Genomic DNA, 21,598 nt, shown 5'->3' on the forward strand with positions numbered 1-21,598 from the left:
CAGGATAACTCTTGCGCCCCAAAAAGGAGAGCACGAAAAGCACGCCCTTTCCCGTCAGGCGGAGGACCGCAACCATCTGCAAGGTTGGACATTCACGATACCGGAAGATGCCGTTCTCCAGCCGCTCCACCAACCGGGGGGCGCCGCGATGGGGTCTGCTCTACGGGCAACAAGGAAGGCGTCGTTCAATGCCCGGTTTAATTAGAAGTTGGCAGCGTTACCAGTTGCACCCGTCATCGAATGTGCAATGATTTCCGAATTAAACGACGCCGAATAGCTGAAATCTCGAGACGCCTTTGCGCGACGATCCGTGCCTAGTGCAACTTCCAGCTAACAGGACTTGAACACACCTTACACACCAATGAAGGCACACCAATGAAGGAATGTGATCATGCGTAGAATTCTTGCCTACCTCACGGTCGCTTCGTTCTTCTCGACCTCTGCTTTTGCGGACCCCGCCGTCCTGACGGCAAATGTGAATTTCAGGGTTGGCCCGGGCACCGGATTTGACGCGATACGCGTCATCCCCCAGGGCGAGGAAGTCGATATCAAGGAGTGTGATTCGGAAGCCAGCTGGTGTGCCGTGAGTTACTCCGGCGCAAATGGGTTCGTTGCGGGCAAATATCTCAACCAGTCTGACGCCACCGCGCCTGCCTGGCCAAGGGTGTTCAACACCGACAAGGGCGCGACGATCACGCTCTTTCAACCGCAGATAACATCCTGGAAGGATTTCAAGGAACTCGAGGCTCTTGTCGCCACCGAACTCAAATCGTCCGCAGACGCAAAGCCGGTCTATGGGATCATCGGGCTTTCGGCAAAGACTGTCGCTGACGATGCATCTGAAAACGTCACGCTGACGGAAGTTCGCACCACGCGGCTCGAGTTCTCTGCGCTCGACCGCCAGCAACTTGCCGATCTCGCGCTCGATATCGGCAAGCTTGTTCCTACCGATCCGATCGTCGTGTCACAGCAGCGGCTGGCCGCGAGCCTTGCGGATTTTGAGCGTCTCGCAGACGTTCCGGATATCAAGGCCGACCCGCCGCCGATTTTTGAGAGCGAGGCGCCAGCGATCCTGTTGCAGACGGATGGCAAGGCGGTTACGGCCCCGGTCAAGGGCGTTGAGGGCCTATCGTTCGTGGTCAACACGAATTGGGACCTGTTTAAAGTCGAACAATCAGGCGATTACTATCTGCGAAGCGACAAGAACTGGCTCACCTCGAAGACATTGGAGACCAGTTGGGTTGAGGCAGAAACGGTTCCGGATCTGTTTTCCAAACTGCCGGACATCGAGAACTGGAAAGGGGTAAAAGCCTCCCTTCCGCCAACGCGCTTCACCGAGAACGAGATCCCGAAGGTTTTCTATTCGGAGAAGCCAGCGGAGCTCTTGATCTTTGACGGAAAGCCGGTCCTCGAACCGGTGACGGGCACAGGGCTAGATTGGGTTTCCAATACGACCAGCTCGGTCTTTTTCCATAGGGCCAGCAAGAACTGGTACACCCTTCTCTCCGGAAGATGGTTCTCATCAGCCTTGCTCGAAGGACCCTGGAATTTCGCCACTCCCGATCTGCCGGAAGATTTCGTGAATCTACCCGACGACGCGCCCTACTCAGCCGTGCGTGCTTCGATCCCCGGCACCTCCGAAAGCGCAATGGCGCGTCTGAGAGCGAGCATTCCGAAGCTTGCGCGGGTTTCGACCGATGGTTCATTGAAGGTGGACGTACACTACAATGGAGAGCCGAAGTTCGAGCCGATCGAAGGCACGTCCCTGTTTTATGCCGTCAACGCGAACGAGCAGGTCATCAAGGTCGCGGACAAGTATTTCGTCCTCAAGGATGGCATCTGGTTCGTCGGCGATACGCCGACCGGGCCCTTTGCCGTTGCGCGCGCGGTTGCCGATGAGATCTACGGCATTCCATCGTCGTCTCCGGTCTATAACGCCACCTATGTCCGCGTTTACGACACGGAACCGGACGCCGTCTGGTACGGCTACACCCTCGGCTATCTCTATACCTATCTCGCCTGGGACACCGTCGTCTGGGGCTCGGGTTGGTACTATCCACCCTATTGGGACTATTACGATGACGATTGGCCCTACTATCCGCCTCCGATCAGCTATGGGTTTGGCGCCTCATACAACCCGGCCTACGGTACCTTCGGCCGCTATGGCTATGCCTACGGTCCCGAGAGGGGTTTGGCATTTGGCGCGGCGTATAATCCCGTCACCGGGACCCGGTTCCGCGCTGGTGCTGCGTCAGGACCTGGCGGCGAACGGGGCTTCATCTCCGCCTACAATCCAAGGACCGGCAACGCCATGGTCGCGCGCGGCGGGCAGAATGTCTACGGTTCCTGGGGCAGCGTTGCAGTCAAGCACGGCGGAGAATTCGCACGTATAAGCGGCGGAACAACAGGCAGTGCCGGCGGTCTGCGCTGGCGCAACACGGAAGGCAACAAAGGCTTCATCGTCGGCAGCAAGGGTGGCGACGTCTATGCCGGTCGCGACGGCAGCGTCTATCGTCGCCAGGACGGGCAGTGGCAGAAGCACACGCCGGATGGCTGGCAACCGGTTCAGCGGCCGGACGGAGAGAACCTGCGAAATGCCGGTCAGCGTGCAGCATCCAATCGACCTCAAGCCGCCCAACGTATTCAGAACCGGGTCGAGACAAGGCCTGCACCCCGTCGCAACCAGCAGGTTCGTCAGCGGGCGCCGGATCATCTATCCTTCGATCGTGCCGGACGACAGTTCGGCAACCAGAATGAACTGAGCCGCAACTATGGCCGGCTCTACCAGGAGTCCGGCCGCAACTTCCAAAGCTTTGACCGTGGCGGCGGCTATCGCGGCGGCGGCTTTCAGGGTGGCAGCCGCGGCGGGTTCCACGGCGGTGGCGGTCGGGGCGGTGGGGCGGCCTTCCGTGGTGGTGGCGGCGGTGGAGGACGTGGCGGCGGCGGCCGGGGCCGCTGAACGCGCGGATTGATCTGGCGAAAGCCGTATCGGGAGACTTTTCGCCAAAGCACGGCCGGCGGAGGCCACACCCTGTCCATCGGCTCGTCCGACTGTACTGGAGGAGGCTGCTGATGGCGGCCTCCAACCAAGCGATGGCGTGTCGAGCCGGTTCCGTCCGCAAAACCCTGGCGCCGTCACAAAGCAGCTGCAGGACAGCCGATGGACAGGGTGTGTCGCCTAGAACGGCGTCGGGGCCGCACGGCATTGCCGATCGGTTCCGCTCATTGCGACGAGGCTGAACGCACGATCGCGTCCTGACCAAGGAAGAGCCCACCGGTCAGCAAGGTCTCGCGTCATGGCGCACATCGCCGATAAACGGCAGCAAAAAAAGGGAAACTTAAAATGCGGTTCACCCGAAACAAGCTAGCAGTGCTTACTTTCATCTGTCTGACGTCGCCTGCATTTGCCGGCACGACCGTCAAAGTTGTCGAGAGCGGCGAGGCTGGCGGTTCGATGACCCTCACACTGGATCAATCGACCATCAAGGCCGGCGAGACGACCTTCATGGTCCACAACGACGCAATGACAGAAGAGCACGAGATGGTGCTGATCAAGTTGAAATCGGCCGACCAGAAGATCGATGTCGTCGCGGCCAAGCACCGCGTCAACGAAAAGCAGCTGAAAAGCCTTGGCGAGGTGTCCGACCTGAAACCGGGTGCCGATGGCCAGATGAAGGCCAAGCTCACGCCAGGGTCCTATGTACTGCTCTGCAATATCAAGGGACACTTCGAAGCCGGCATGCATGCGATGCTGACGGTCACGAAGTAGCCCGCCTCTGACGCAGAGACGGCCAATTGCACCGGCGGTCATCGCATGGCCGCCGGTTGCGCATTGAGATTGGGCAGTGGCAGTTCAGTCGTTGCCTATGCAGACCACTGAAAACGAAAGCGAGGTAGGCGCTTGGCGTCAGCCGGGAGCCAGTTCGTGCTCGACAAGCTTTTCGCGGCGCCCGTAGGAAAGCAGTTCGCGCGTATAGGGATCGGCTGGCGCGCCGATCACCTCTTTCGTTCTGCCGAATTCGATGACGTCGCCGTGCCGCATGACCAGAAGCGCGTCGGAGACATGTGCGACGACCTTCAGATTATGGGTTACGAAGAGCATCGACAGCCCGCGGCTTTCCTTCAGATCCGAAAGGAGATTGAGGATCTGTGCCTGCACCGAGACGTCGAGCGCCGATGTCGGCTCGTCGAGAATGAGGAGGCTCGGCTCCAGCGCCAGTGCGCGGGCGATCGCCACGCGCTGAGCCTGACCACCCGAGAGTTCGCTTGCGCGTCGGTCGAGAAAATCAGCCGGCAGCCCGCAGTCGGAGAGCAGGCCCGCGATCTTCTTCCGCATGGCCGCGCCGTGTCGGCCGCCTTGCGCCAGGATCGGCTCGGCAAGGATATCGGCGATCGTCAATCTCGGGCTCAACGAGAGGAAGGGGTTTTGCAGCACGACGCCGATCTTCTGGCGTTCCCGGCGCAACGCGCTGCCCCTTAGCGCAAGCCAGTCCTGGCCGTCGAGCCGGATCTGCCCGCTTTCCACCGGAAGGAGCCGAAGGATGGCGCGCAGGAGACTTGTCTTGCCGGAGCCGCTTTCGCCGACGATGCCGAGGGTCTCGCCCTTGGCAAGGCGGAAGCTTGCGCCGTTGACTGCGGGTTTTGGGCGCGCCGCGAAGAGACCGGCGCGGTAGCGGATCACGAGATTGTCGATGTCCAGTATCGGCGTGGTCATGCAGCATCCTCCGGCAGGTGGCATAGCCAGCGATGCACAGCACGGCTGCGCTCCGGCGGTGGCGTGACTGCGCACTCATGGAGCGCCTGGGGACAGCGCGTGGCAAAGGCACAGCCGGCAATTGCCGAGCGCGGCGGCGGGATGGAGCCCTCGATGGCCGCGAGCCGTGCTCCGAGCGGTGCAGCGTCGGGGAGTGCGGCGAGCAGGGCACGGGTGTAGGGGTGCCCGGGACTTTGCAACACGGCATCGACCGGGCCGGTCTCGACGGAGCGGCCTGCGTAGAGCACGGTTGCACGATCGCAGGCCTCGGCGATGACGTCCATGTCGTGGGTGATCATCAAAACGGTGAGGCCGCGCTCGGTCACCAGCTTGCGCAGAAGCGCCAGAACTTGGGCGCCGACCGAGACGTCCAGCGCTGTGGTCGGCTCGTCGGCGATCAGGAAGTCCGCGCCGGTCGCCAGTGCCTGGGCGATGACCACGCGCTGCTGCATGCCGCCGGAAAGCTGGTGCGGATAGCTGCGGAGCACTTTCTCCGGATCAGACAACCCCGTTGCGGCCAGCAGATCGGTCGCCTCGGCGCGTCGGGCCCGATGCGGCAGGTCGCCATGGGCGCGGATCACATCGTCCATCTGCGTGGCGATGCTGAGCACCGGATTGAGGGCGGCGGCCGGATCCTGGGCGATCATGCCGATCCGCCGGCCACGCAGTCGCGCCGCATGCTCGCGAAGATCCTCGCCGTCAAAATGGAACCGGTCGGCAACGATGCGGGCACCCTTCGGAGCCAGGCCAAGTGCCGCCATCCCGGTCATGGTCTTGCCGCAGCCGGATTCGCCGATGACGCCGTGGATCTCGCCGCGCTCGATCTCAAGGCTGACCGCACGCACCGCGTGAACGTCGCCTTCTGTTGTCGGGATGCTGACCGACAGGTTGCGGATATCAAGCAGAGGCACGAGCAGTCCCTCCCTTGCGCTCTCGCAGCGCATCGCCGAGCACGCTGAAGGCGAGCGCGATGACGAAGATGGTGAGGCCCGGCATCGCCGAATACCACCAGCGCGCGGGGAAGAACTTTCGACCGGCATCTACCATCTGGCCCCAGTCGGCGGTCGGCGGCAACACGCCCAGGCCAAGGAAGGAGAGGGCAGCCGCGGTAAGAAGTGCCGGCCCGACATCGAGAGCCGCCTGCACGGTCAGCGGCCTGCCTGTCGCCGGCAGGATATGGCGGAGGATGATGCGCCAATGCGAGACGCCGGAGAGTTGCGCCGCCTCCACATAGGGCTGACCACGCAGCACCAGCACCTCCGCGCGGGCCAGTCTCGCATACCAGGGCCACCAGGTGACAGCGACGGCGATGACGCTGTTCAGAAAGCCCGGTCCGAGGGCGGCGGCCATCAGCACCGCCAGCAACAGTGCTGGGAAGGCGAGGAAGACGTCGGTACCGCGCATCAGCGCCTCGTCGACCCAACCGCCGAAGTAGCCGGCGGCAAGACCGATCGGCAGGCCGATCAGCAGCGAGAAGGCGACGATCAATATGCCATTCGTCAGCGACACCCGGGTGCCGTAAGCAATGCGGCTCAGAATATCCCGGCCAAGATGGTCTGTCCCCAGCCAGTAGTCTGCGGAGGGCGGCGAGAGCTTGGCGACAACATTCGGGCCGCCGGCCCCCTGCAGGGGATAAGGCGCGATCCACGGCGCGAAGAGCGCGACGAGCACGAAGAGAAGGACGATGGCAAGGGCGACGGTGCCAGGCCAGCCGAGGCGTTGGAGGAGCTTTTTCATGACAGCGCCACCCGCGGGTCGACAAGGGCTTGGCTGATGTCGATCAGCAGATTCATCACGACATAGCAGATGGTCACGACCATGGTGACGGCGGCGATGACCGGAAAGTCCTTGGCGAGGATCGCTTCGGAGACGTAACGGCCGAGACCCGGCCAGGCGAAAATGATCTCGACGAGCACCGCGCCGGTCAGTGCATAGGCGAAGGACAGGCCGATCACCGTCAGCGCCGGCCCCATGGCATTCGGCAGCGCGTGACCGAAGAGGATGCGCGATTCGGAAAGGCCGAGCGCGCGCGCGGCAACGATATGCCGGCGTTCGAGGATTTCGATCATGGCCGAGCGGGTCAACCGCATGGCGACGCCGGCAGGATAGGAGGCGAGCGTCAATGCCGGCAGGATCAGGTGCGTCAGGGCGTCGCCGAATGCGTTGAGGCGGCCGGCGATGAGCGCGTCGATCAAGTTGAAGCCGGTCACCATCGGCAGCGGCGCGGAGATCGCGATCTCTCTGGAAAGTCGACCGGAGAGCGGGAGGATACCAAGCCATTGCGCAAAGATGAGCTGCAGGATCATGGCCAGGAAAAAGGTCGGCATGGCGACGGCCGCGATAGAACCGAAACTGCAGAACCGGTCCGCCCAACCGCCTTGCCGCGCCGCGGCGATGACGCCGAGCGGGATGCCGATCAGGAGCGCAAGGCCGGTCGAAAATATGGCGAGCTCCAGGGTGGCCGGAAGATAGGCCCTGAGATCCTCCGCGATGAGGCGTCTGGACTTGTAGGAAATGCCGAAATCGGCGGAGGCCATGGCGCCGGCGAAAGTCGCGAAACGGGCCGGAAGAGGCGCGTCGAGATTGAGTTCCTGGCGCGCCTTCTCGATTTGCTCGGCCGTGGGACGCGGGCCCGCATAGAGCGCTGCGGGGTCCGACGGAACGACCTGTGCCACCACGAAGACCAGGAAGGTCACGCCGACCAATACGAAGGCGGAGAGAAACGTGCGGCGTAGGATGTAGCGTAGAAGTTCCATCAGACCCCCGCGTGCCCTACTGGCTCAGATCGTTGACAAAGGCGATGTGCCCGTAGGCCGGATTGTCAGCATAGCCCTTGATGTCCGCACGGATGATGTGGACGTTCGGCTGGTCGAGCATGAAGATGGCTGCTGCATCCTCGATGATCTTGCGCTGCGCTTCGATGAACAACGCTTCGGCGCGCGCGCGGTCTGTGCCCGAGAGCTTGGCCGCTTCATCGATCTTGGCGTCTACCTCCGGGTTGGAATAGTAGCCGAGATTGAAATTCGGTTTCTCTTCGCTGTGGAACAGGTTGAAGAGGTAGTCGTAGGGGGTGACGAAGGTCGGCCACCAGAACATGACGAAAATGTCCTGTGCCGCCTCGGGGTTCGATTTGCCCAGCTGCCATTGCGCCTCCCATGCCATCGGCTGAAGCTTCAGCGTGATGCCGAGCGTTTCGAGATTGGCCTTCCAGAGTTCGCCTGCGACCGCCTCGATCGCCTGGGACGTGGAATAGGTCATGACCAGTTCCAGGCCCGGCTCAATGCCCTCTTCGGCAAGAAGTGCCTTTGCGGCTTCCAGATCGGTCTTTGGGATCGGCGCATTGGCATCGTGGCCCCAGATGCCGGCCGGGACGACGCCCTTGGCGCGGGTGCCGAAACCGCTCGTTCCCGCGGCGATCACGTCGTCATAGGGAAAGGCGAGCGACAGGGCCAGACGCACCTTGACCTTGTCAAGTGGCGCACGCTTGACGTTGTAGAGGCCGAACAGCGTTTCGAAGGAAGGGTTCACGACCACGTTGAGATCGGCATTGGACTTCAACGCCTCGAGATTTTCGTAGGGGAGGCTGTAGGTCCAGTCGGCCTGGCCGCTCTCGATCATGTTCTGAGCGAGCGTCGCATCCTCGACGATCTCGAACGAGATCGTCTGGAAGGCGCCATCCGGCACCTTGCCCCAATAGCCTGCGACCCGGTCGAGAACGGCGCGCTGACCGGGCTCGTAACGCGAAATCTTGAACGCTCCGGTCCCTGCATCGTTGCCGGCATTGAACCAGGAAGCTTCCTTGTCATGCGCGGAAGGCGCATAGATCCAGGCGGCGAAGCCGGCCGATGCGATGAGGTCCAGTGGCTGCGGTTCGGAAAGCACGAAGACCACCTTCAGCGGTTCCGGCGTTTCGATGGACGAAACCGGGCCCCAGATGAAGGACGCACCGCCGCCGATTTTCTTGGTCCGCACGATCGAGCCCTTGACCGCCTGCGAGGTCAGCGGGCTGCCGTCATGGAACTTCACGCCATCGCGAAGGGTGAAGGTCCAGGTCTTGCCGTCTGCGCTCACATCCCAGGACGTGGCGAGCAGGGGGTCGATCCTGGCTTCGGTCGTGTCGGTCGCGGGAATGTAGCGCGTCAGTCCCTCATAGACATTGGCAAGCACCGCGCCGTCGTTGGAAAACGAGGTGGCCGGGTCAAGGTCCGGAAAGCTCGTCGGATAGGCGAGCGTGAAGATGCTGCTCGCGCCCTCGGCCATCGCAAAATTCCAGTGCGACGCGGCGGCTGTGGCGATAGCAGTGAGGGCGGCGGTTTTCAAGAAATTGCGTCGGTTCATGTCAGGCTCCCAATCGAGTTCTGGAGGTGCGGACGCTTAGGCGTCTTCTTTGTAGTGGGGTACGGCAGGCGCATCCGCAGACACGCCCATCGGCACGAAGTCGAAATCGTAACCAAAGGCACGCGGGCCGACGGAGGCGAGCGCGATTTCGCTGCGCAGCAGCACCGGTGCAGGCATGGACAACACGTCGATGCGCAGGCCGTAGCGCAGCTCCTCCGTGCCGATCGCCCGGCCGGTTTCCGAATCCACGATGCAGATCAGGTCCGGCACCATGGTGATGATCTCTTCGCCTTCACGCGCGATCAGATATTCGTTCTGGATGTCGACCGTCAGCGTGCGCCCCGTGTCCGCATCCAGGCCAGCAACAGTGAGCTTGCCGCGGGTGAAGCCCGCCATGACGCGGCGGCTGATATCGGTCACCTTGCCGCGCATCAACCGAACGCCACCGGACTGTCTCAAGATGGCCTCGACCGGGTCTTCCTTGGCTGCCCGCGCGTTCATCACAGCGTCCCCGAGGCTCCAGGCCTGGCTGGTGGTGTGGGGCACGCCGAACCGGCGGACGAATTCACCGGACATCGGCGCCGTCGTCATCAGCGCCGTGCATCCCATCGCAATGGTACTGGCGCGCAGCAGCTTCTCCAGCATCTTCGGCGTCGTCGCGTCGGTGACGACAAGCACGTTGCCGTCGGCATCGGCGAGCGCCGCGGGCTGCACGGCCTGGCCGTGGATGAAGAAGGTCGTCATCTGTACTTCCGGGAAGGCGCGGCCCATGCCGTCTGCATCGACGACAGGCAGGTCGACCATCGCCGCCGTCAGCATCGGCGCGATGCCGTTACCACCACCGACTTCGTCACCGAGCAGTGCATCGACCTTGCGGCCCAGATGCCGTTCGAGCGCGTTCAAGAGCCGGACGCCCTCACTGCCTTCCGGGATCTTCTCGATACCCACGGTCGGGGCACCGATGCCGCCGATACCGAGAATCTGGGCATCCGGTGCCATGTCGGCCGGCCGCACCATGCGAATGCGCTTGCCTTCGCGCAAAAGCGCCTTGGCACGCAGCAGGCCGTGGTAGGTGCTGCCGCCGCCGCCTGTTCCCAGAATGCCGCAGCCGATGGCGATGCGATCGATATCCGCTTCGCTGAGCGTCCAGTACTTCATGCCCGCAACTCCCCAATCACTTTCGCGGCGACGCGAACGGCATTGCCGGGCAGGTAAGCCAGCGGCGTTTCTTCGATTTCGGCAAGGGTGGTCGTATCGGCATCTGCGCCGGCCTCGACGGCGCGCGCCCGTGCCTCCGCGACGATGGATTCCAGTGCGATTTCCCGTGTGGTGCCTTCGAGCGAAACCACGCTGTCGACCTCGCCGGAGACCTGCGCGATTGCCGCACCGATTGCATTGGCGGAACCGAAATGATCAGGCTTGAGTGAAACGGATGTTCCCTCCAGCAGCCCTTCGACCAGCACCGAGCCGCCGCCGACGAGAATGGCGGGGATGGGATCGGCGCTTGGCTTCATGCGGTCCAGCACCGTTTCGATGCTGGCCTTCATCTGCGCCAGCATCTGCTGCGCAAATTCCGGCGTGATGTGGCTGAGGCGGCTGCGGTCTCCGAGCTCGACGAGGCCGGCAGCGACGGCGATATCGGTTGCCGTCAGCGTGTCGCCGCCGAAGCAGAGAGCCTTTTCCGGCAGCCGAAAACCGACCGAATCCGGACCGATCGTCGAAGCCGGACCGGGGCGTACGATGCTGCCGCCGCCAAGGCCGAAGGAGTAGACATCCGGCACGCGGAAATTGGTCGGCACGCCGCCGATCATCGCGCCTTCGCTGCGGGTGCGGGGGAAGCCGGCGACCAGCATGCCGATATCCGTGGTGGTGCCGCCGATATCGATCACGGCCGCGTCGGAGAGCCCGGTGAGGAAGGCCGCGCCGCGCATGGAGTTGGTCGGTCCCGACGCGATCGTGAAGACTGGATACCGCTCGGCGAACTCGGCTGCCATCAGCGTGCCGTCGTTCTGCGTGAGGAAAAGCGGGCAGGTGAGGCCGAGAGCGGCAAAAGCCGAGCGGAAGGCGCCGACCGTTTCGCGTCCGAGCGTGTGGAGGCTCGCATTGAGGATCGTGGCGTTTTCGCGGGGCAGGAGGCCGGTGCGGCCGACGCGGTGCGACAGGCTGATTGCCGCGCCAGGCATTTCTTCTGCGACGATTTCCGCCGCGTCGTTTTCCATTTTCGGGTCGACCAGGGCGAAGACCGAGCAGATCGCGACGGCGGAGATGCCACGCGCCCGCCAATCGCGGCACGCCGCGCGGATCGCCACATCGTCGAGCGGTGCAATCTCCGAGCCATCGTAATTGACGCCACCGCCAACCAGGGCGGCACCACCGTCGACGACGGGGCGAAGCGTGTCCGGCCAATCGATCATTGGCGGCAGCGAGCGCGTCGCCGCGCCGCAAAGTCGGAGAACGCCAACCTTTTCAAGGTGCCGGCCCTCGACGATGGCGTTGAGGAAGTGCGTGGTGCCGATCATCACCGCATTGACCGCGCCGGCAGAAACGCCTGCTTCGGCCAGGACCGTGCGGATTGCTGCGCTGACGCCCGATGTCACGTCCGCGGTGGTCGAGGATTTTACCGTGGCCAGGACCTCGGCGCCGCGCAGCAGCGCCGCGTCCGTATTGGTTCCGCCGACATCCACTCCGATACGAAGCATGGTCTATCCCTTTTTCTTGCCGCCGAGATCCGTACCGCGGCTGATTGCGGTCGTCCTCGTGCCAAATACCTTGTAGAGGCGCAGCACGACCGAGCTCGTGACGCGCTTGACGCCGGGCAGTTTGCCCAGTTCCTGATCGATGAATTCGAGCAAAGCCGCATGGTCGGCGACGAAGAGTGAAGCGCTGAGGTTCGCCGTACCGCTCGTGGCGGCGAGGTAGCCGATCTCGTCATACTCGGCGAGCAGGATGGCGACGTCTTCCTGTTTGCCGGGCTCGACTTCGATCAAAAGCTCGACCTGGACATCGCGTCCGAGCGCCACCGGATCAGGAATAGCGCCGATGACGATCATCTTGGCCTGGAGCAATCCGGCAATGCGGTTGCGGATCGTGCGTTCCGAGGCGCTGCCGATCCGGCCGGCGATCTCGGCCGCCGAAAGGCGCCCGTCTTCGGAGAGATAACGGATAATCTCGCGGTCCAGATCATCGACGAGGTAGCGTTGGGTCATCACCGTTTCCGTTTCAGCCTTGATGATCCGAGTAAATTTCCGAAACGGAATTGTGTCAAGAATATTTCAATCAAATTGGGCAGTTATTATCAAAAATTGCCCGTTTTAGGCATGCATTCATTCATAAGTTGCCGAATCGGAAATTGCGATGCGGTGAGAAGGTGACCTATGCGGCTATGCGGGGAGGCAGCATGCATGGCTTCCGTTCGGCGTGGCCTCGCGCCCGAAGTCTCTCGTCTAGCGCCTGAAGACCGTACGCGCTGACGAACGGTCGAGAGGGGGGCGTGTTGATCTTTAGCCGAATGCCAATCTGATGATCGGGCTGAGCATCCCGATCAAGACGGAGGACTGCGCAACGAGCGCTTGAGGTTAGCGGTGGTGCTAGGTTGGCGCTGTGGAGCAGGAACTGGCTCTGTTGCAAAACACAGCGGCGCGGGAGGGTTCGCCACGATTACCGATGTCTGGATCAAGCAGACCGCGCTGCCGCAGGCAAAGGTCGCAAGGGCGACCGCCTACAGCGATATGCTCGTCGCCACAGCGGGCCTGGCATTCGCGATGGGAAGACCGACGAACCACAATGCCGGCAGTCGTTTCTGGGAAAGTAGCTGAGTGTGCGTTGCTGTTTGCGAGCCGTTAGCCGCCCTGCCGCAGGGTCAGTGGTACTTTTCCTGCTCGCGAACGAGGATCGCCGGAGCGTTCAGCCCGGCGATCGGTTGTTTGACATCCGTCGGAATGTCCCCGGTCAGTTGAAGGTCGAGATAGCGCGCGCAACAGACCCTCAGAAACGAAGTGAAGTTCCCAAGATCGTGGCCGGCATCGATGGACTCATGATGCAGCTTGGTTATCAACTGCGTGACGTTCATGCGATCGCGATGGGCGATCTCCTCGAGCTTCGACCAGAAGAAGTTCTCTAGCCGAACGCTTGTCACCATGCCATCGATGCGTAGCGAACGCGTTGTGCTTTCCCAGAGCCTTGCGTCCGCCTTTATGAACAATTCGCACATCGCGGTCCTCCCTTGTCCGCTTCCTCAGGCGGCGTCCGTTTGTAGCAGGGCGGAGGCGTCGAGCACAGCCATGAACTGCCGCAGCCACGACGGGTGCGCCGGCCATGCGGGGGCGGTGACGAGGTTGCCGTCCGAGACCGCGTCATCGATCGCGATATCGGCATAAATGCCGCCGGCGAGTTCGACTTCCGGGCGGCAGGCGGGATAGGCCGAACATGTGCGCCCTTTCAGCACGCCGGCCGCTGCAAGAAGTTGGGCACCGTGGCAGATGGCCGCCACCGGTTTCCCGGCCTCGAAGAAATGCTGCACGGCCTTGATGACGTCGGGGTTGAGGCGCAGATACTCGGGCGCGCGGCCGCCCGGGATGACGAGCGCATCATAGTCCTCGGCGCGAATACTGGAGAAAGTAGCGTTGAGGGCGAAGTTGTGGCCGCGTTTCTCGGAATAGGTCTGGTCGCCTTCGAAATCATGGATCGCGGTCGCGACCGTCTCTCCGGCCTTCTTGCCGGGGCAGGCGGCATGGACGCTGTACCCGCAGGCAAGCAGCGTCTGAAACGGGACCATCGTTTCATAGTCCTCGGTGAAGTCACCGGTGATCATCAGAATTTTCGAAGCTGTCATCTGTTCCTCCCAAAACCAATGGAAAGAGCCTAGCAGGGCAGGCGAGCCAGAAGGTACTAACGGAATACTACAACAAAAATTCCAGGCGGGACCGATTGGTGGCGGAGCGATTGCCATTCCGGTCCTGGTTCCTGTCAGTCAGTCTCGTGTGTGGCCCCCGATACGGCCCGAACAGCTACTCGCTGAGGGAAAAAACAGGGGTGCAATGATGGCGTCTCCCTCGTTTCATTTTGCAATCACTCATTGCGAGACGGGCCGTCACATATCTGTCATAAACGCGAACAAGATTCTGCTTCAAATCCACCGGAACCGAGAGAGATGTCCGAGCAATTCTCGCTACTATGCGAAATGCTGCCCCAAAACTCTGCTCGTTCAACGACATGTGTCCAGCAGGCTGGCGCGATTTGTTTTCGGACCTCAGCAGATAGCCTTCCTGAAGTCTTGCTCGTCACGAGCCGCCGCAACGGCCGCTGGGGAATACCAAAGGGGCGTATAGAGGCAGGGGAGACGGCGCGCGCCGCAGCCGCGCGCGAAGCGATGGAAGAGGCTGGCGTTAGAGGCCGGGTATCGAGCGATGCCATTGGCTCGTTCGTTTATACCAAGGATAGCATTGACCTCAGCTATCACCTCAACGTGCATTTGCTCGAAGTCGAGGAAATTCTGGCGGACTTCCCCGAGAGGCAAAGCCGGAGACTACAATGGACTCCGCTTGAAGCCGCCGTCCAGGAAGTCTCTGAGCCAAAGCTCCGTGAACTGCTGTTGCTTCTGGCTGCAGAAAACGGGCTGTGTGTCGGGTTTGAACTCCAGGCCCGGTAGCGCTGCCGGCATCATGCAGGGAAATCAGTGTGCGGTTTTCGCTCTTTGCAGAAGAACCTGCATCTCCTGAAATCGTCTCTTGCGCTCGGGATCGTCCTCATCGGCGGCGTAACAGATGCGTGAAACGCAGAAGCGCAGGATTTTTGTCGGCGCCTTCGCATTGTCGAACTCGCAGTCGAAGGTGTCCGTCATATCTGACTTCTTTGTGTCGGCTCTTTCGGAATACTTAAAGCGTGCACCGGGCGGGGCAATCTCGGGAAAGGACTGCACCACCCCGACGTTGAGCGTGTCGACCAGGAAGAAATTCTTGGCGACTGCCATGCAGGCCGTCTCCAGGCCGGGGCTTTGCGCATATGCGGGGCCTGCCGCGATACATAGAACTGGGAGAAGCCATTTCATCGCATACTCCATCCGACCTTGCCATCCGATCGGCTGCTCCGACAACACGCGAAGGTGGAAATTGTTCCCTCGCGTGGCGATCAGGATGTTGGTGCGGTCGTGAAGCGAGATCCTGCTGGCTCAATTGATCGCAAAGCGCGGTTTCAGATGCGTTATCGGCTATGAGCGCTTGGCCAACTGGTGTTCGCGCCAGATCGTGAAAAGGCCCGCGCCGACCACGATCAGGGCCCCAATGATCATGTTGTGGGTGATCGTTTCGCCAAACAACAGGACGGCAAACATCACGTTGAGAACCAGCTGAAAATAAGTGACCGGCTGAACTTCCGCGGCAGGCAGCAGCCCATAGGCCCGGATAAGGAAGTAGTGGCTAAGCGTGCCGCAGACGCAAAGAGCTGCCAACGCGAACCAATCGGTGGGGACGACTTCGGTCCAGTAGAACGGGCCGATCAGCGAAATCGCCAGTGCCCCAACCACACCCGCGTAAAAGAGACTCGTCACCGCGGAATCCTCGCGGCTGACTGCGCGCGTGGCGATGCTATAGAGCGCGAACAGCACGGAGGCGACAAGCGGCAGAAGCAGCGACATGTCGAAATGAACGTCCACCGGATTGATGATCACCAGAACGCCGACAAGACCAATCAGTACTGCAGCCCCGCGCCGCCATCCGACTACTTCTCCGAGAAGCGGTATCGACAGGATGGTGATGATCAATGGGGTTGCCTGGAAGATCGATTGGCTCATGGCGAGCCCGGCGTGAACATAGGAAAAGACGATGACGACGATCTCTGCGACCAGCAGAAGGCCGCGAACAACCTGCAGCCAGGGATGGCGCGTTTGAATGGATCGGCGAATACCCCCGGGAGACGACGCGGCAAAGGCAAATACGAAGAGGGCGAACGCCCAGAACCGGATCATCGTTATGAAGAGTGCCGGATAGCGATCACCCAGATACTTGGTTATCGCATCCTGGCCAGCGAAGATGCAGATGGCGAGGAAGGCAAACAAATAGCCGCGGGTCTTGGGGCTCATCACACTAAAAACTCAGAATCGTTGGCCATTTGATTAGCATAGACTTTTCGTGAGCGCTCGAACCAAACGACGGGTTCCTTCCCGTCGCATTTACTTGGGAATGGCGACTGGAATCGCGCTCACGGCCGCATCAGATCAGGCCGAGATGGGCGGCCAGTTCCCGTGCTGCTGCGCCGCCCGCCCTGTTCGCTCCAATCGTGGAAGCCGAGGGGCCGTAGCCTACCAGATGGATGCGTGGGTCCTTTTCGACCCGCGTCGCGAGGCGTCCGCCCAGGACGATGCCGCCGTCGTCCCCGCGCAGTTGCAGCGGAGCGAGATGATCGAGTGAGCTGCGAAAACCCGTTGCCCAGAGAATGACGTCAGCTTTCTGTTCCGTTCCATCCGGCCAGCGCACGCCGTGAGGAAGGATCTCACTGAAGATCGGCAGCCGTTTCAGCGCCCCTCGTTTTGCGGCGGCCCGCAGGGCTGGGGTCCACGGAATGCCGGTGACGGACACCACCGAGCCCGGCACCAGCCCATTCCGCACCCTTTCTTCAACGGCGGCAACGGCGGCGCGGCCGTCTTCCTGAGTGAATGGTCCCTCGTGAAACTGCGGCTCGCGGCGCGTGACCCACGTTGTCGTTGTCACTTGCGAGATTTCATCGAGATGCTGGAGCGCCGAAATGCCGCCGCCGACGACAATCACATGCTTGCCCGCAAACGCGTCCGCCGTTTGATAGTCGCGAGAGTGAAGCTGCTGTCCTTCGAACCGATCGGCACCGGGATAGGCGGGAATAGAAGGGGTCTCCCAGGTTCCCGTGGCGTTGATGAGCCCCTCGGCCGAAAAGGTCTCGTGGTCCGTTTCCACCCGAAGCCGGCCGAAGCGCTCGCAAACTACCTTGACCGCAACCGGGCGATAGATCGGCAGCCGGAATTTTTCTTCATAGGCGGCGTAATAGTTGGGAACCGCCGTCGAAGCCCGCGCCTCCGTTTCTCCAATGGGAACAACTTCCGCAAACTCCATGCCCGGCAAGTCGTGGAGACGGTTGACCGTGCTCAGCGTTAATGACGGCCAGCGATGCTGCCAGGCGCCGCCCGGTTTATCGTTCTTGTCGAGGACGATGAAATTCCGGCCCGGCTGAAGGCCAAGCTTCATCAGGTGATAGGCCGATGACAGTCCGGCTTGGCCTGCGCCGATCACGACAATGTTGACCTTGATCGCGGCGTGAAGCGCGGCATTTGTTGAGGCTGTGGATGGCATGGTGTCGGTCACTCTTGGTCCTCGAAACGCGTAGCTCGACCGCCGGCCGCAAAGCGAAACTCAGCTCTTCTACGCATCCTTGTGATCGTAAGAAGCCGGCCACGCAATGCGCTCGCGGCATCGTTTGGAGAAATCCCCCGCTCAGCAAGCCCATTGGAGAGCTGCGCCGGCGGCGGAGCGGAGATTGGGCACCTGGAAGATTCGGCTCGTGCGGCGCCATAACCTTCGCTGCACTCGGGATCGCGCAGTGCCCGTCGAAGACTCGAGTCTCTTGCAATGTCGACCCATATGTGAGTAAGCTATTCATATAAGAAGAAATTGATCGCTGCCGCTGAGCACCACTGGCGTTCGATGGCGAAAATCAAGGTCGGACTTCGCTTTCGCTACGCAAGGGTCTGCTCATGCATGAATTCACGCCCACCGTCGGTGTTTCCTCGACGCGTCCCACGGATATGCCGCAAGACCATGCCGCCCTGCCGGTCTGGAATGCGGAAAACTGGTTCTATGAAGATTGGCCGGTCGGCCAGCGCATCCGGTCTTTGCGCCGGACGATCGCTGAGGGGGACAGCCATCTGTTCAATACGCTGGTGGTCGACATCCACCCCTATGTTCAGGATCAGATGTTCGCCGAGCGCGATGGCATGTTCGGCCGGCGTCTCGTCGCCGGCGCCTTCGTGTTCTCCGCCGGTCTCGGGCTCGTCGCCACCAATTGCGTCAACGCCTTTTCCTACGGCTACGACAAGCTGCGCTTCATCAAGCCGGTCTTCATCGGCGACACGATCTACACGATCCGGACCAACATGGACAAAATTCCCCGCTACAAGGAGCTCGGGCTCATCCGGGCCAGTTACCAGGTCTTCAAGGGCGAGGGGGAGCTGGTGCTCTATTGCGAGCACTTGCAGACCGTGAAGTACAAGAACCCCGCCGACTTTGTCGGCAAGACCGAGAAATAAGCCGCGATGACGGAAGCAAACGAACTGCCGCTTGCCGGCCTTGTCGTCGTCGACATGAGCCAGTTTCTCTCAGGTCCTTATTGCTCGCTGCGCCTCATGGATCTCGGCGCTCGCGTGATCAAGATCGAACGCCCCGACGGCGGCGACCTGTCGCGCCGGCTCTATCTGAGCGACACCGAGATCGGCGGCGACTCGACGATCTTCCATGCCATCAACCGCGCCAAGGAGAGCCTTGCGATCGACCTCAAGAACGAGGCTGACGTTGCGGCCTTGAAGGCGCTGCTCGCCAAGGCCGATGTGCTGATTCAGAACTTCCGCCCCGGCGTCATCCAGCGCCTTGGGCTTGACTACGAGGCGGTCAAGGCGATCAACCCGAAGATCGTCTATGCCTCGATCAGCGGGTACGGCGAGGAGGGTCCCTGGGTGAAGCGACCGGGGCAGGACCTGCTGGCGCAATCGCGCTCCGGCGTGATGTGGCTGAACGGCGACGAAGGGCAGGGCCCCGTTCCCTTCGGCCTGGCGATTGGCGACATGCTCGCCGGCGCCGCGGCAGCGCAAGGCATTCTCGCAGCGCTCGTCCGTCGCGGTATCAGCGGCAAGGGCAGCCTGATCGAAACCAGCCTGCTCGAGGCACTCGTCGACTTCCAGTTCGAAGTGCTGACGACGCACTTGAATGACGGCCGCCGGCTGCCGGCCCGTTCCGGCTTCCGCAGTGCCCACGCCTATCTTTCGGCGCCCTACGGGGTCTATCCGGCCAGGGACGGCTATCTCGCCATTGCCATGACGCCGATCCCGAAGCTCGCGGATCTCCTGGAAATGCCCGAACTCGACGCCTATCGCGATGATCCGGTGTCCTGGTTCTCCGAACGGGACAAGATCAAGGCGCTGATCGCCAAGCGGATCGCCGAAAACACCATCGACCATTGGCTTGGCCTGCTTGAACCCGCAGACATCTGGTGTGCGCGGGTCCTCAACTGGAATGAACTGCTCGAAAGCGAAGGCTTCCGGGTGCTCGACATGTTGCAGACGGTCGAGCGCGAGGACGATGTCTCGATCCTGACCACGCGATCGCCGCTGCGCATCAACGGCAATCGCGCCCAGGTCGACCGCGCCGCACCGCGCATCGGCGAACATAGCGCGTCGATCCGAGAGGAGTTCGGCCTGTGAGCATCACATTGAAGGGCATGACCTGGAGCCACCCGCGCGGCTACGATCCGATGATCGCTTGTTCGCGGTTGTGGCAGGAGCGCACCGGCGTTACGGTCGAATGGGAGAAGCGTTCGCTGCAGGATTTCGAGACCTATCCGGTCGAGGAACTGGCGCGGGCTTATGACCTCATCGTCATCGACCATCCCCATGTCGGCCAGATCACCAAGGAGAAGTGTCTGGCACCGCTCGATGTCGAAGGACGCGAAGCCGAGCGGAAGGCGCTGGCCGATGCGAGCGTCGGTCGCTCCTATCCGAGTTACACCTGGCAGGGCCGGCAATGGGCCTTCCCGATCGACGCAGCAACACAGGTTCAGGCCTGGCGCCCGGACCAGGCCGAGCGCGCGGCGGATTGGTCTGAAATGCTGGTCATGGCGCGGCAGGGAAAGGTCGCGCTGCCGATGCGCCCGCCGCATTCCCTGATGTGCTTCTATACGCTCTCGGCTAATCTCGGTCATCCTTGCCGCAGCGATGGGGCAGGGAAGTTGATCGAGATCGATGCCGGCATCGAAGCGTTCGAGCGCCTGCGTGAGTTGACGGATCCGATCGACCCCGCCTGCTTCTCGATGGATCCGATTGCCGTGCTCGAAGCGATGAGCGAGCCGCAAGCGAAGGCCGTCTGCGCGCCGCTGATTTATGGGTATGTCAGCTACGCGATGCCAGGCTTCCGGCCGTCTCTCGTCAGGTTCGGCGACATCGCGGTGGCCGGGCGGGGCGGTCCTTCCGGCTCTGCCCTTGGCGGAACGGGAATTGCCGTCTCCGCCTTCTCCGGCGCGATCGACGCGGCGATCGATTTTGCTTACTTCGTCGCTGGCGGCGAGGCGCAGCGCGGCCCCTATGCCGCAGGCGGTGGGCAGCCGGGCCATGCGGCCGCCTGGGATGATGACGCCGTCAATGCCGCCACCTCGGACTTTTACCGCGCGACGCGCAAGACGTTGGAAACCGCTTGGGTCCGCCCCCGGCACGATGGTTACATGGCCTTCCAGCAGGCAGGCTCGGACCGGATAAATGACGGCCTTCTGCGCAAGGACCCTGCGCGAAGGGTCGTCGACGACCTCAATCGGCTGTTTGCGGAGAGCTTCGCCGTCGCCTGATATTTGGCTCCGGGGCGCCCTGGCGTCCCGGAGCCTCTCGCAGTGCGGGTCTCGCTAGGCGAGCTTCCAGATCCGGCGCGCATTGCCGGCGAGCAGCTTGTACGTTTCGTCGGCGCTGCAGCCTTGGAGAAGAGCGTGGGTGGCGCCGACCCAGGTCGAAAGATTGCCGCCGAGCGTGCAGACCGGCCAGTCGCTTCCCCAGACCACCCGGTCCCAGCCGAAGACGCCGATCGTATGTTCGACATAGGGGCGCAGCGTCTCGACCTGCCAGGCCTCATCGGCATAGGCGACAACGCCGGAGATTTTTGCCGTGACGTTCGGACGGCGGGCGATCTCGCTCATGTGCTCGCGCCAGGGGTGTTCGGCCCCGGCGCGAATATCGGGCACGCCGCAATGGTCGAGAATGAATTGAACGTCGGGCGCGAGGTCGGCAAGCGCGATCGCTCGCGGGATCTGGTGCGGCAGGACGCAGAGGTCAAAGGTAAAGCGGCGCCCGCCAAGCTTTCGGATGTTGTCGCGAAAGGTCTGCTGCTCGGACAGTTCATCCGGCATCACGTGCAGCACGCGGCGGAAACCCCTCACGAAGCGGTTTGCTTCCTGGCGTTCTAGATACGCCGCAAAATCATCGTCCTCGGGACGGCAGGCGGCAATGGCGCCCTTGAGCAGGCTGTCTGGCTCATGCGAGAGCCTTTCGATTTCCGCCGTTTCCTTCTCTATTTCCGAAGGCGCGACATCGACCTCCATGTGTAGCGCAGCCTCGATGCCGAGCCGGCGGGCCTCGCGCGCGTAGGTCGCGTAGAGAAAGTCGTGGTCGAGCGCCGGCACGCCCGAGAGCCAGGGATAGGTGAGCTTCGACCTGTCGATGAGGTGAAGATGGGTGTCGATGATCAAGGCGCTTCTCCTCCGAACGACATCTCACATAAGAATGAGCTATTCAGA

Annotated in this window: 20 protein-coding genes; 6 read left to right on the plus strand and 14 right to left on the minus strand. The window is 62.1% G+C overall.

Going from position 1 to position 21,598, the window contains the following annotated elements; translation table 11 throughout:
* Positions 1-391 precede the first annotated feature (391 nt).
* Together ACN9MO_RS19730 and ACN9MO_RS19735 are read left to right on the plus strand one after the other, a co-directional pair.
* Positions 392-2,959, plus strand: a complete 2,568-nt coding sequence (locus ACN9MO_RS19730) for an SH3 domain-containing protein (RefSeq protein ID WP_425987415.1) — start codon at positions 392-394, stop codon at positions 2,957-2,959.
* 384 nt (positions 2,960-3,343) lie between these two features.
* Positions 3,344-3,769 (plus strand): plastocyanin/azurin family copper-binding protein, encoded by a 426-nt coding sequence (locus tag ACN9MO_RS19735; protein WP_057249384.1) that lies wholly within the window; start codon positions 3,344-3,346, stop codon positions 3,767-3,769.
* A gap of 138 nt (positions 3,770-3,907) precedes the next feature.
* On the opposite strand, the gene ACN9MO_RS19740 is transcribed toward ACN9MO_RS19735, so the two are convergent.
* The 10 genes from ACN9MO_RS19740 to ACN9MO_RS19785 form a co-directional block, all read right to left on the minus strand.
* Positions 3,908-4,714: an ABC transporter ATP-binding protein gene (locus ACN9MO_RS19740; RefSeq protein WP_162733595.1), complete on the minus strand. Its 807-nt coding sequence runs from the start codon at positions 4,712-4,714 to the stop codon at positions 3,908-3,910.
* The gene (locus ACN9MO_RS19745) at positions 4,711-5,664 is read right to left on the minus strand and encodes an ABC transporter ATP-binding protein (RefSeq protein ID WP_162733596.1); all 954 of its coding nucleotides are present in this window, start codon (positions 5,662-5,664) and stop codon (positions 4,711-4,713) included. Before ACN9MO_RS19745 ends, ACN9MO_RS19740 begins: the two co-directional genes overlap by 4 nt.
* Positions 5,651-6,490 carry an ABC transporter permease gene (locus ACN9MO_RS19750; protein WP_057249381.1) on the minus strand — a complete coding sequence of 280 codons (840 nt, stop codon included), beginning with the start codon at positions 6,488-6,490 and terminating at the stop codon, positions 5,651-5,653. Before ACN9MO_RS19750 ends, ACN9MO_RS19745 begins: the two co-directional genes overlap by 14 nt.
* Positions 6,487-7,509: an ABC transporter permease gene (locus tag ACN9MO_RS19755; RefSeq protein WP_113132393.1), complete on the minus strand. Its 1,023-nt coding sequence runs from the start codon at positions 7,507-7,509 to the stop codon at positions 6,487-6,489. Before ACN9MO_RS19755 ends, ACN9MO_RS19750 begins: the two co-directional genes overlap by 4 nt.
* Before the next feature lie 16 nt (positions 7,510-7,525).
* Positions 7,526-9,091 carry an ABC transporter substrate-binding protein gene (locus ACN9MO_RS19760; RefSeq protein WP_113132394.1) on the minus strand — a complete coding sequence of 522 codons (1,566 nt, stop codon included), beginning with the start codon at positions 9,089-9,091 and terminating at the stop codon, positions 7,526-7,528.
* A 36-nt stretch (positions 9,092-9,127) separates the two neighbouring features.
* Positions 9,128-10,249, minus strand: a complete 1,122-nt coding sequence (locus ACN9MO_RS19765) for a DUF917 domain-containing protein (protein ID WP_113132395.1) — start codon at positions 10,247-10,249, stop codon at positions 9,128-9,130.
* The gene (locus ACN9MO_RS19770; protein WP_113132396.1) at positions 10,246-11,790 is read right to left on the minus strand and encodes a hydantoinase/oxoprolinase N-terminal domain-containing protein; all 1,545 of its coding nucleotides are present in this window, start codon (positions 11,788-11,790) and stop codon (positions 10,246-10,248) included. The genes ACN9MO_RS19765 and ACN9MO_RS19770 overlap by 4 nt, the downstream gene beginning before the upstream one ends.
* A 3-nt stretch (positions 11,791-11,793) precedes the next feature.
* The gene (locus tag ACN9MO_RS19775; RefSeq protein ID WP_057249376.1) at positions 11,794-12,297 is read right to left on the minus strand and encodes an Lrp/AsnC family transcriptional regulator; all 504 of its coding nucleotides are present in this window, start codon (positions 12,295-12,297) and stop codon (positions 11,794-11,796) included.
* Positions 12,298-12,950: 653 nt separating this feature from the next.
* Positions 12,951-13,301, minus strand: coding sequence for a ribbon-helix-helix domain-containing protein (locus tag ACN9MO_RS19780; protein WP_057249375.1), 351 nt, complete (start codon positions 13,299-13,301; stop codon positions 12,951-12,953).
* A 24-nt stretch (positions 13,302-13,325) separates the two neighbouring features.
* Positions 13,326-13,922 (minus strand): DJ-1/PfpI family protein, encoded by a 597-nt coding sequence (locus ACN9MO_RS19785; protein ID WP_057249374.1) that lies wholly within the window; start codon positions 13,920-13,922, stop codon positions 13,326-13,328.
* 318 nt (positions 13,923-14,240) lie between these two features.
* Here ACN9MO_RS19785 and ACN9MO_RS19790 point away from each other — a divergent pair, with 318 nt between their 5' ends.
* Positions 14,241-14,738, plus strand: a complete 498-nt coding sequence (locus ACN9MO_RS19790; protein WP_245296233.1) for an NUDIX hydrolase — start codon at positions 14,241-14,243, stop codon at positions 14,736-14,738.
* Between the two features lie 24 nt (positions 14,739-14,762).
* Here the strand turns inward: ACN9MO_RS19790 and ACN9MO_RS19795 are convergent, their stop codons facing one another.
* The 3 genes from ACN9MO_RS19795 to ACN9MO_RS19805 form a co-directional block, all read right to left on the minus strand.
* Positions 14,763-15,059 (minus strand): hypothetical protein, encoded by a 297-nt coding sequence (locus ACN9MO_RS19795; RefSeq protein WP_425987421.1) that lies wholly within the window; start codon positions 15,057-15,059, stop codon positions 14,763-14,765.
* 237 nt (positions 15,060-15,296) lie between these two features.
* Complete coding sequence (locus tag ACN9MO_RS19800) at positions 15,297-16,166, minus strand: DMT family transporter (RefSeq protein WP_058328946.1); 870 nt, start codon at positions 16,164-16,166, stop codon at positions 15,297-15,299.
* Between the two features lie 130 nt (positions 16,167-16,296).
* Complete coding sequence (locus ACN9MO_RS19805) at positions 16,297-17,406, minus strand: NAD(P)-binding domain-containing protein (RefSeq protein ID WP_113132465.1); 1,110 nt, start codon at positions 17,404-17,406, stop codon at positions 16,297-16,299.
* A gap of 401 nt (positions 17,407-17,807) precedes the next feature.
* Between ACN9MO_RS19805 and ACN9MO_RS19810 the strand changes: the two genes are divergently transcribed.
* Genes ACN9MO_RS19810 through ACN9MO_RS19820 form a run of 3 tightly spaced genes read left to right on the plus strand, consistent with a single transcriptional unit; the run spans position 17,808 to position 20,659 of the window.
* Positions 17,808-18,359 carry a MaoC family dehydratase gene (locus ACN9MO_RS19810; protein WP_113132398.1) on the plus strand — a complete coding sequence of 184 codons (552 nt, stop codon included), beginning with the start codon at positions 17,808-17,810 and terminating at the stop codon, positions 18,357-18,359.
* A 6-nt stretch (positions 18,360-18,365) separates the two neighbouring features.
* Positions 18,366-19,526 (plus strand): CaiB/BaiF CoA transferase family protein, encoded by a 1,161-nt coding sequence (locus ACN9MO_RS19815; protein ID WP_113132399.1) that lies wholly within the window; start codon positions 18,366-18,368, stop codon positions 19,524-19,526.
* Positions 19,523-20,659, plus strand: a complete 1,137-nt coding sequence (locus tag ACN9MO_RS19820) for an extracellular solute-binding protein (RefSeq protein WP_113132400.1) — start codon at positions 19,523-19,525, stop codon at positions 20,657-20,659. The genes ACN9MO_RS19815 and ACN9MO_RS19820 overlap by 4 nt, the downstream gene beginning before the upstream one ends.
* Positions 20,660-20,713: 54 nt before the next feature.
* Here ACN9MO_RS19820 and ACN9MO_RS19825 read toward each other — a convergent pair whose 3' ends face one another.
* A complete protein-coding gene (locus tag ACN9MO_RS19825; RefSeq protein WP_113132401.1) occupies positions 20,714-21,550 on the minus strand; it encodes an amidohydrolase family protein in 837 nt (278 codons plus the stop codon).
* Between the last annotated feature and the right edge of the window lie 48 nt (positions 21,551-21,598).

Origin of the sequence: Ensifer sp. R-19, from assembly GCF_049905105.1 — a bacterium.
Lineage (GTDB): Bacteria > Pseudomonadota > Alphaproteobacteria > Rhizobiales > Rhizobiaceae > Ensifer.

Bases quoted from the DNA above. Each gene is read 5' to 3' on its own strand.
- ACN9MO_RS19730 (WP_425987415.1), top strand. From the start codon at position 392: ATGCGTAGAATTCTTGCCTACCTCACGGTCGCTTCGTTCTTCTCGACC.
- ACN9MO_RS19735 (WP_057249384.1), top strand. From the start codon at position 3,344: ATGCGGTTCACCCGAAACAAGCTAGCAGTGCTTACTTTCATCTGTCTG.
- ACN9MO_RS19740 (WP_162733595.1), bottom strand. From the start codon at position 4,714: ATGACCACGCCGATACTGGACATCGACAATCTCGTGATCCGCTACCGC.
- ACN9MO_RS19750 (WP_057249381.1), bottom strand. From the start codon at position 6,490: ATGAAAAAGCTCCTCCAACGCCTCGGCTGGCCTGGCACCGTCGCCCTT.
- ACN9MO_RS19755 (WP_113132393.1), bottom strand. From the start codon at position 7,509: ATGGAACTTCTACGCTACATCCTACGCCGCACGTTTCTCTCCGCCTTC.
- ACN9MO_RS19760 (WP_113132394.1), bottom strand. From the start codon at position 9,091: ATGAACCGACGCAATTTCTTGAAAACCGCCGCCCTCACTGCTATCGCC.
- ACN9MO_RS19765 (WP_113132395.1), bottom strand. From the start codon at position 10,249: ATGAAGTACTGGACGCTCAGCGAAGCGGATATCGATCGCATCGCCATC.
- ACN9MO_RS19770 (WP_113132396.1), bottom strand. From the start codon at position 11,790: ATGCTTCGTATCGGAGTGGATGTCGGCGGAACCAATACGGACGCGGCG.
- ACN9MO_RS19775 (WP_057249376.1), bottom strand. From the start codon at position 12,297: ATGACCCAACGCTACCTCGTCGATGATCTGGACCGCGAGATTATCCGT.
- ACN9MO_RS19780 (WP_057249375.1), bottom strand. From the start codon at position 13,301: ATGTGCGAATTGTTCATAAAGGCGGACGCAAGGCTCTGGGAAAGCACA.
- ACN9MO_RS19785 (WP_057249374.1), bottom strand. From the start codon at position 13,922: ATGACAGCTTCGAAAATTCTGATGATCACCGGTGACTTCACCGAGGAC.
- ACN9MO_RS19790 (WP_245296233.1), top strand. From the start codon at position 14,241: ATGTCCGAGCAATTCTCGCTACTATGCGAAATGCTGCCCCAAAACTCT.
- ACN9MO_RS19795 (WP_425987421.1), bottom strand. From the start codon at position 15,059: ATGGCAGTCGCCAAGAATTTCTTCCTGGTCGACACGCTCAACGTCGGG.
- ACN9MO_RS19800 (WP_058328946.1), bottom strand. From the start codon at position 16,166: ATGAGCCCCAAGACCCGCGGCTATTTGTTTGCCTTCCTCGCCATCTGC.
- ACN9MO_RS19805 (WP_113132465.1), bottom strand. From the start codon at position 17,406: ATGCCATCCACAGCCTCAACAAATGCCGCGCTTCACGCCGCGATCAAG.
- ACN9MO_RS19810 (WP_113132398.1), top strand. From the start codon at position 17,808: ATGCATGAATTCACGCCCACCGTCGGTGTTTCCTCGACGCGTCCCACG.
- ACN9MO_RS19815 (WP_113132399.1), top strand. From the start codon at position 18,366: ATGACGGAAGCAAACGAACTGCCGCTTGCCGGCCTTGTCGTCGTCGAC.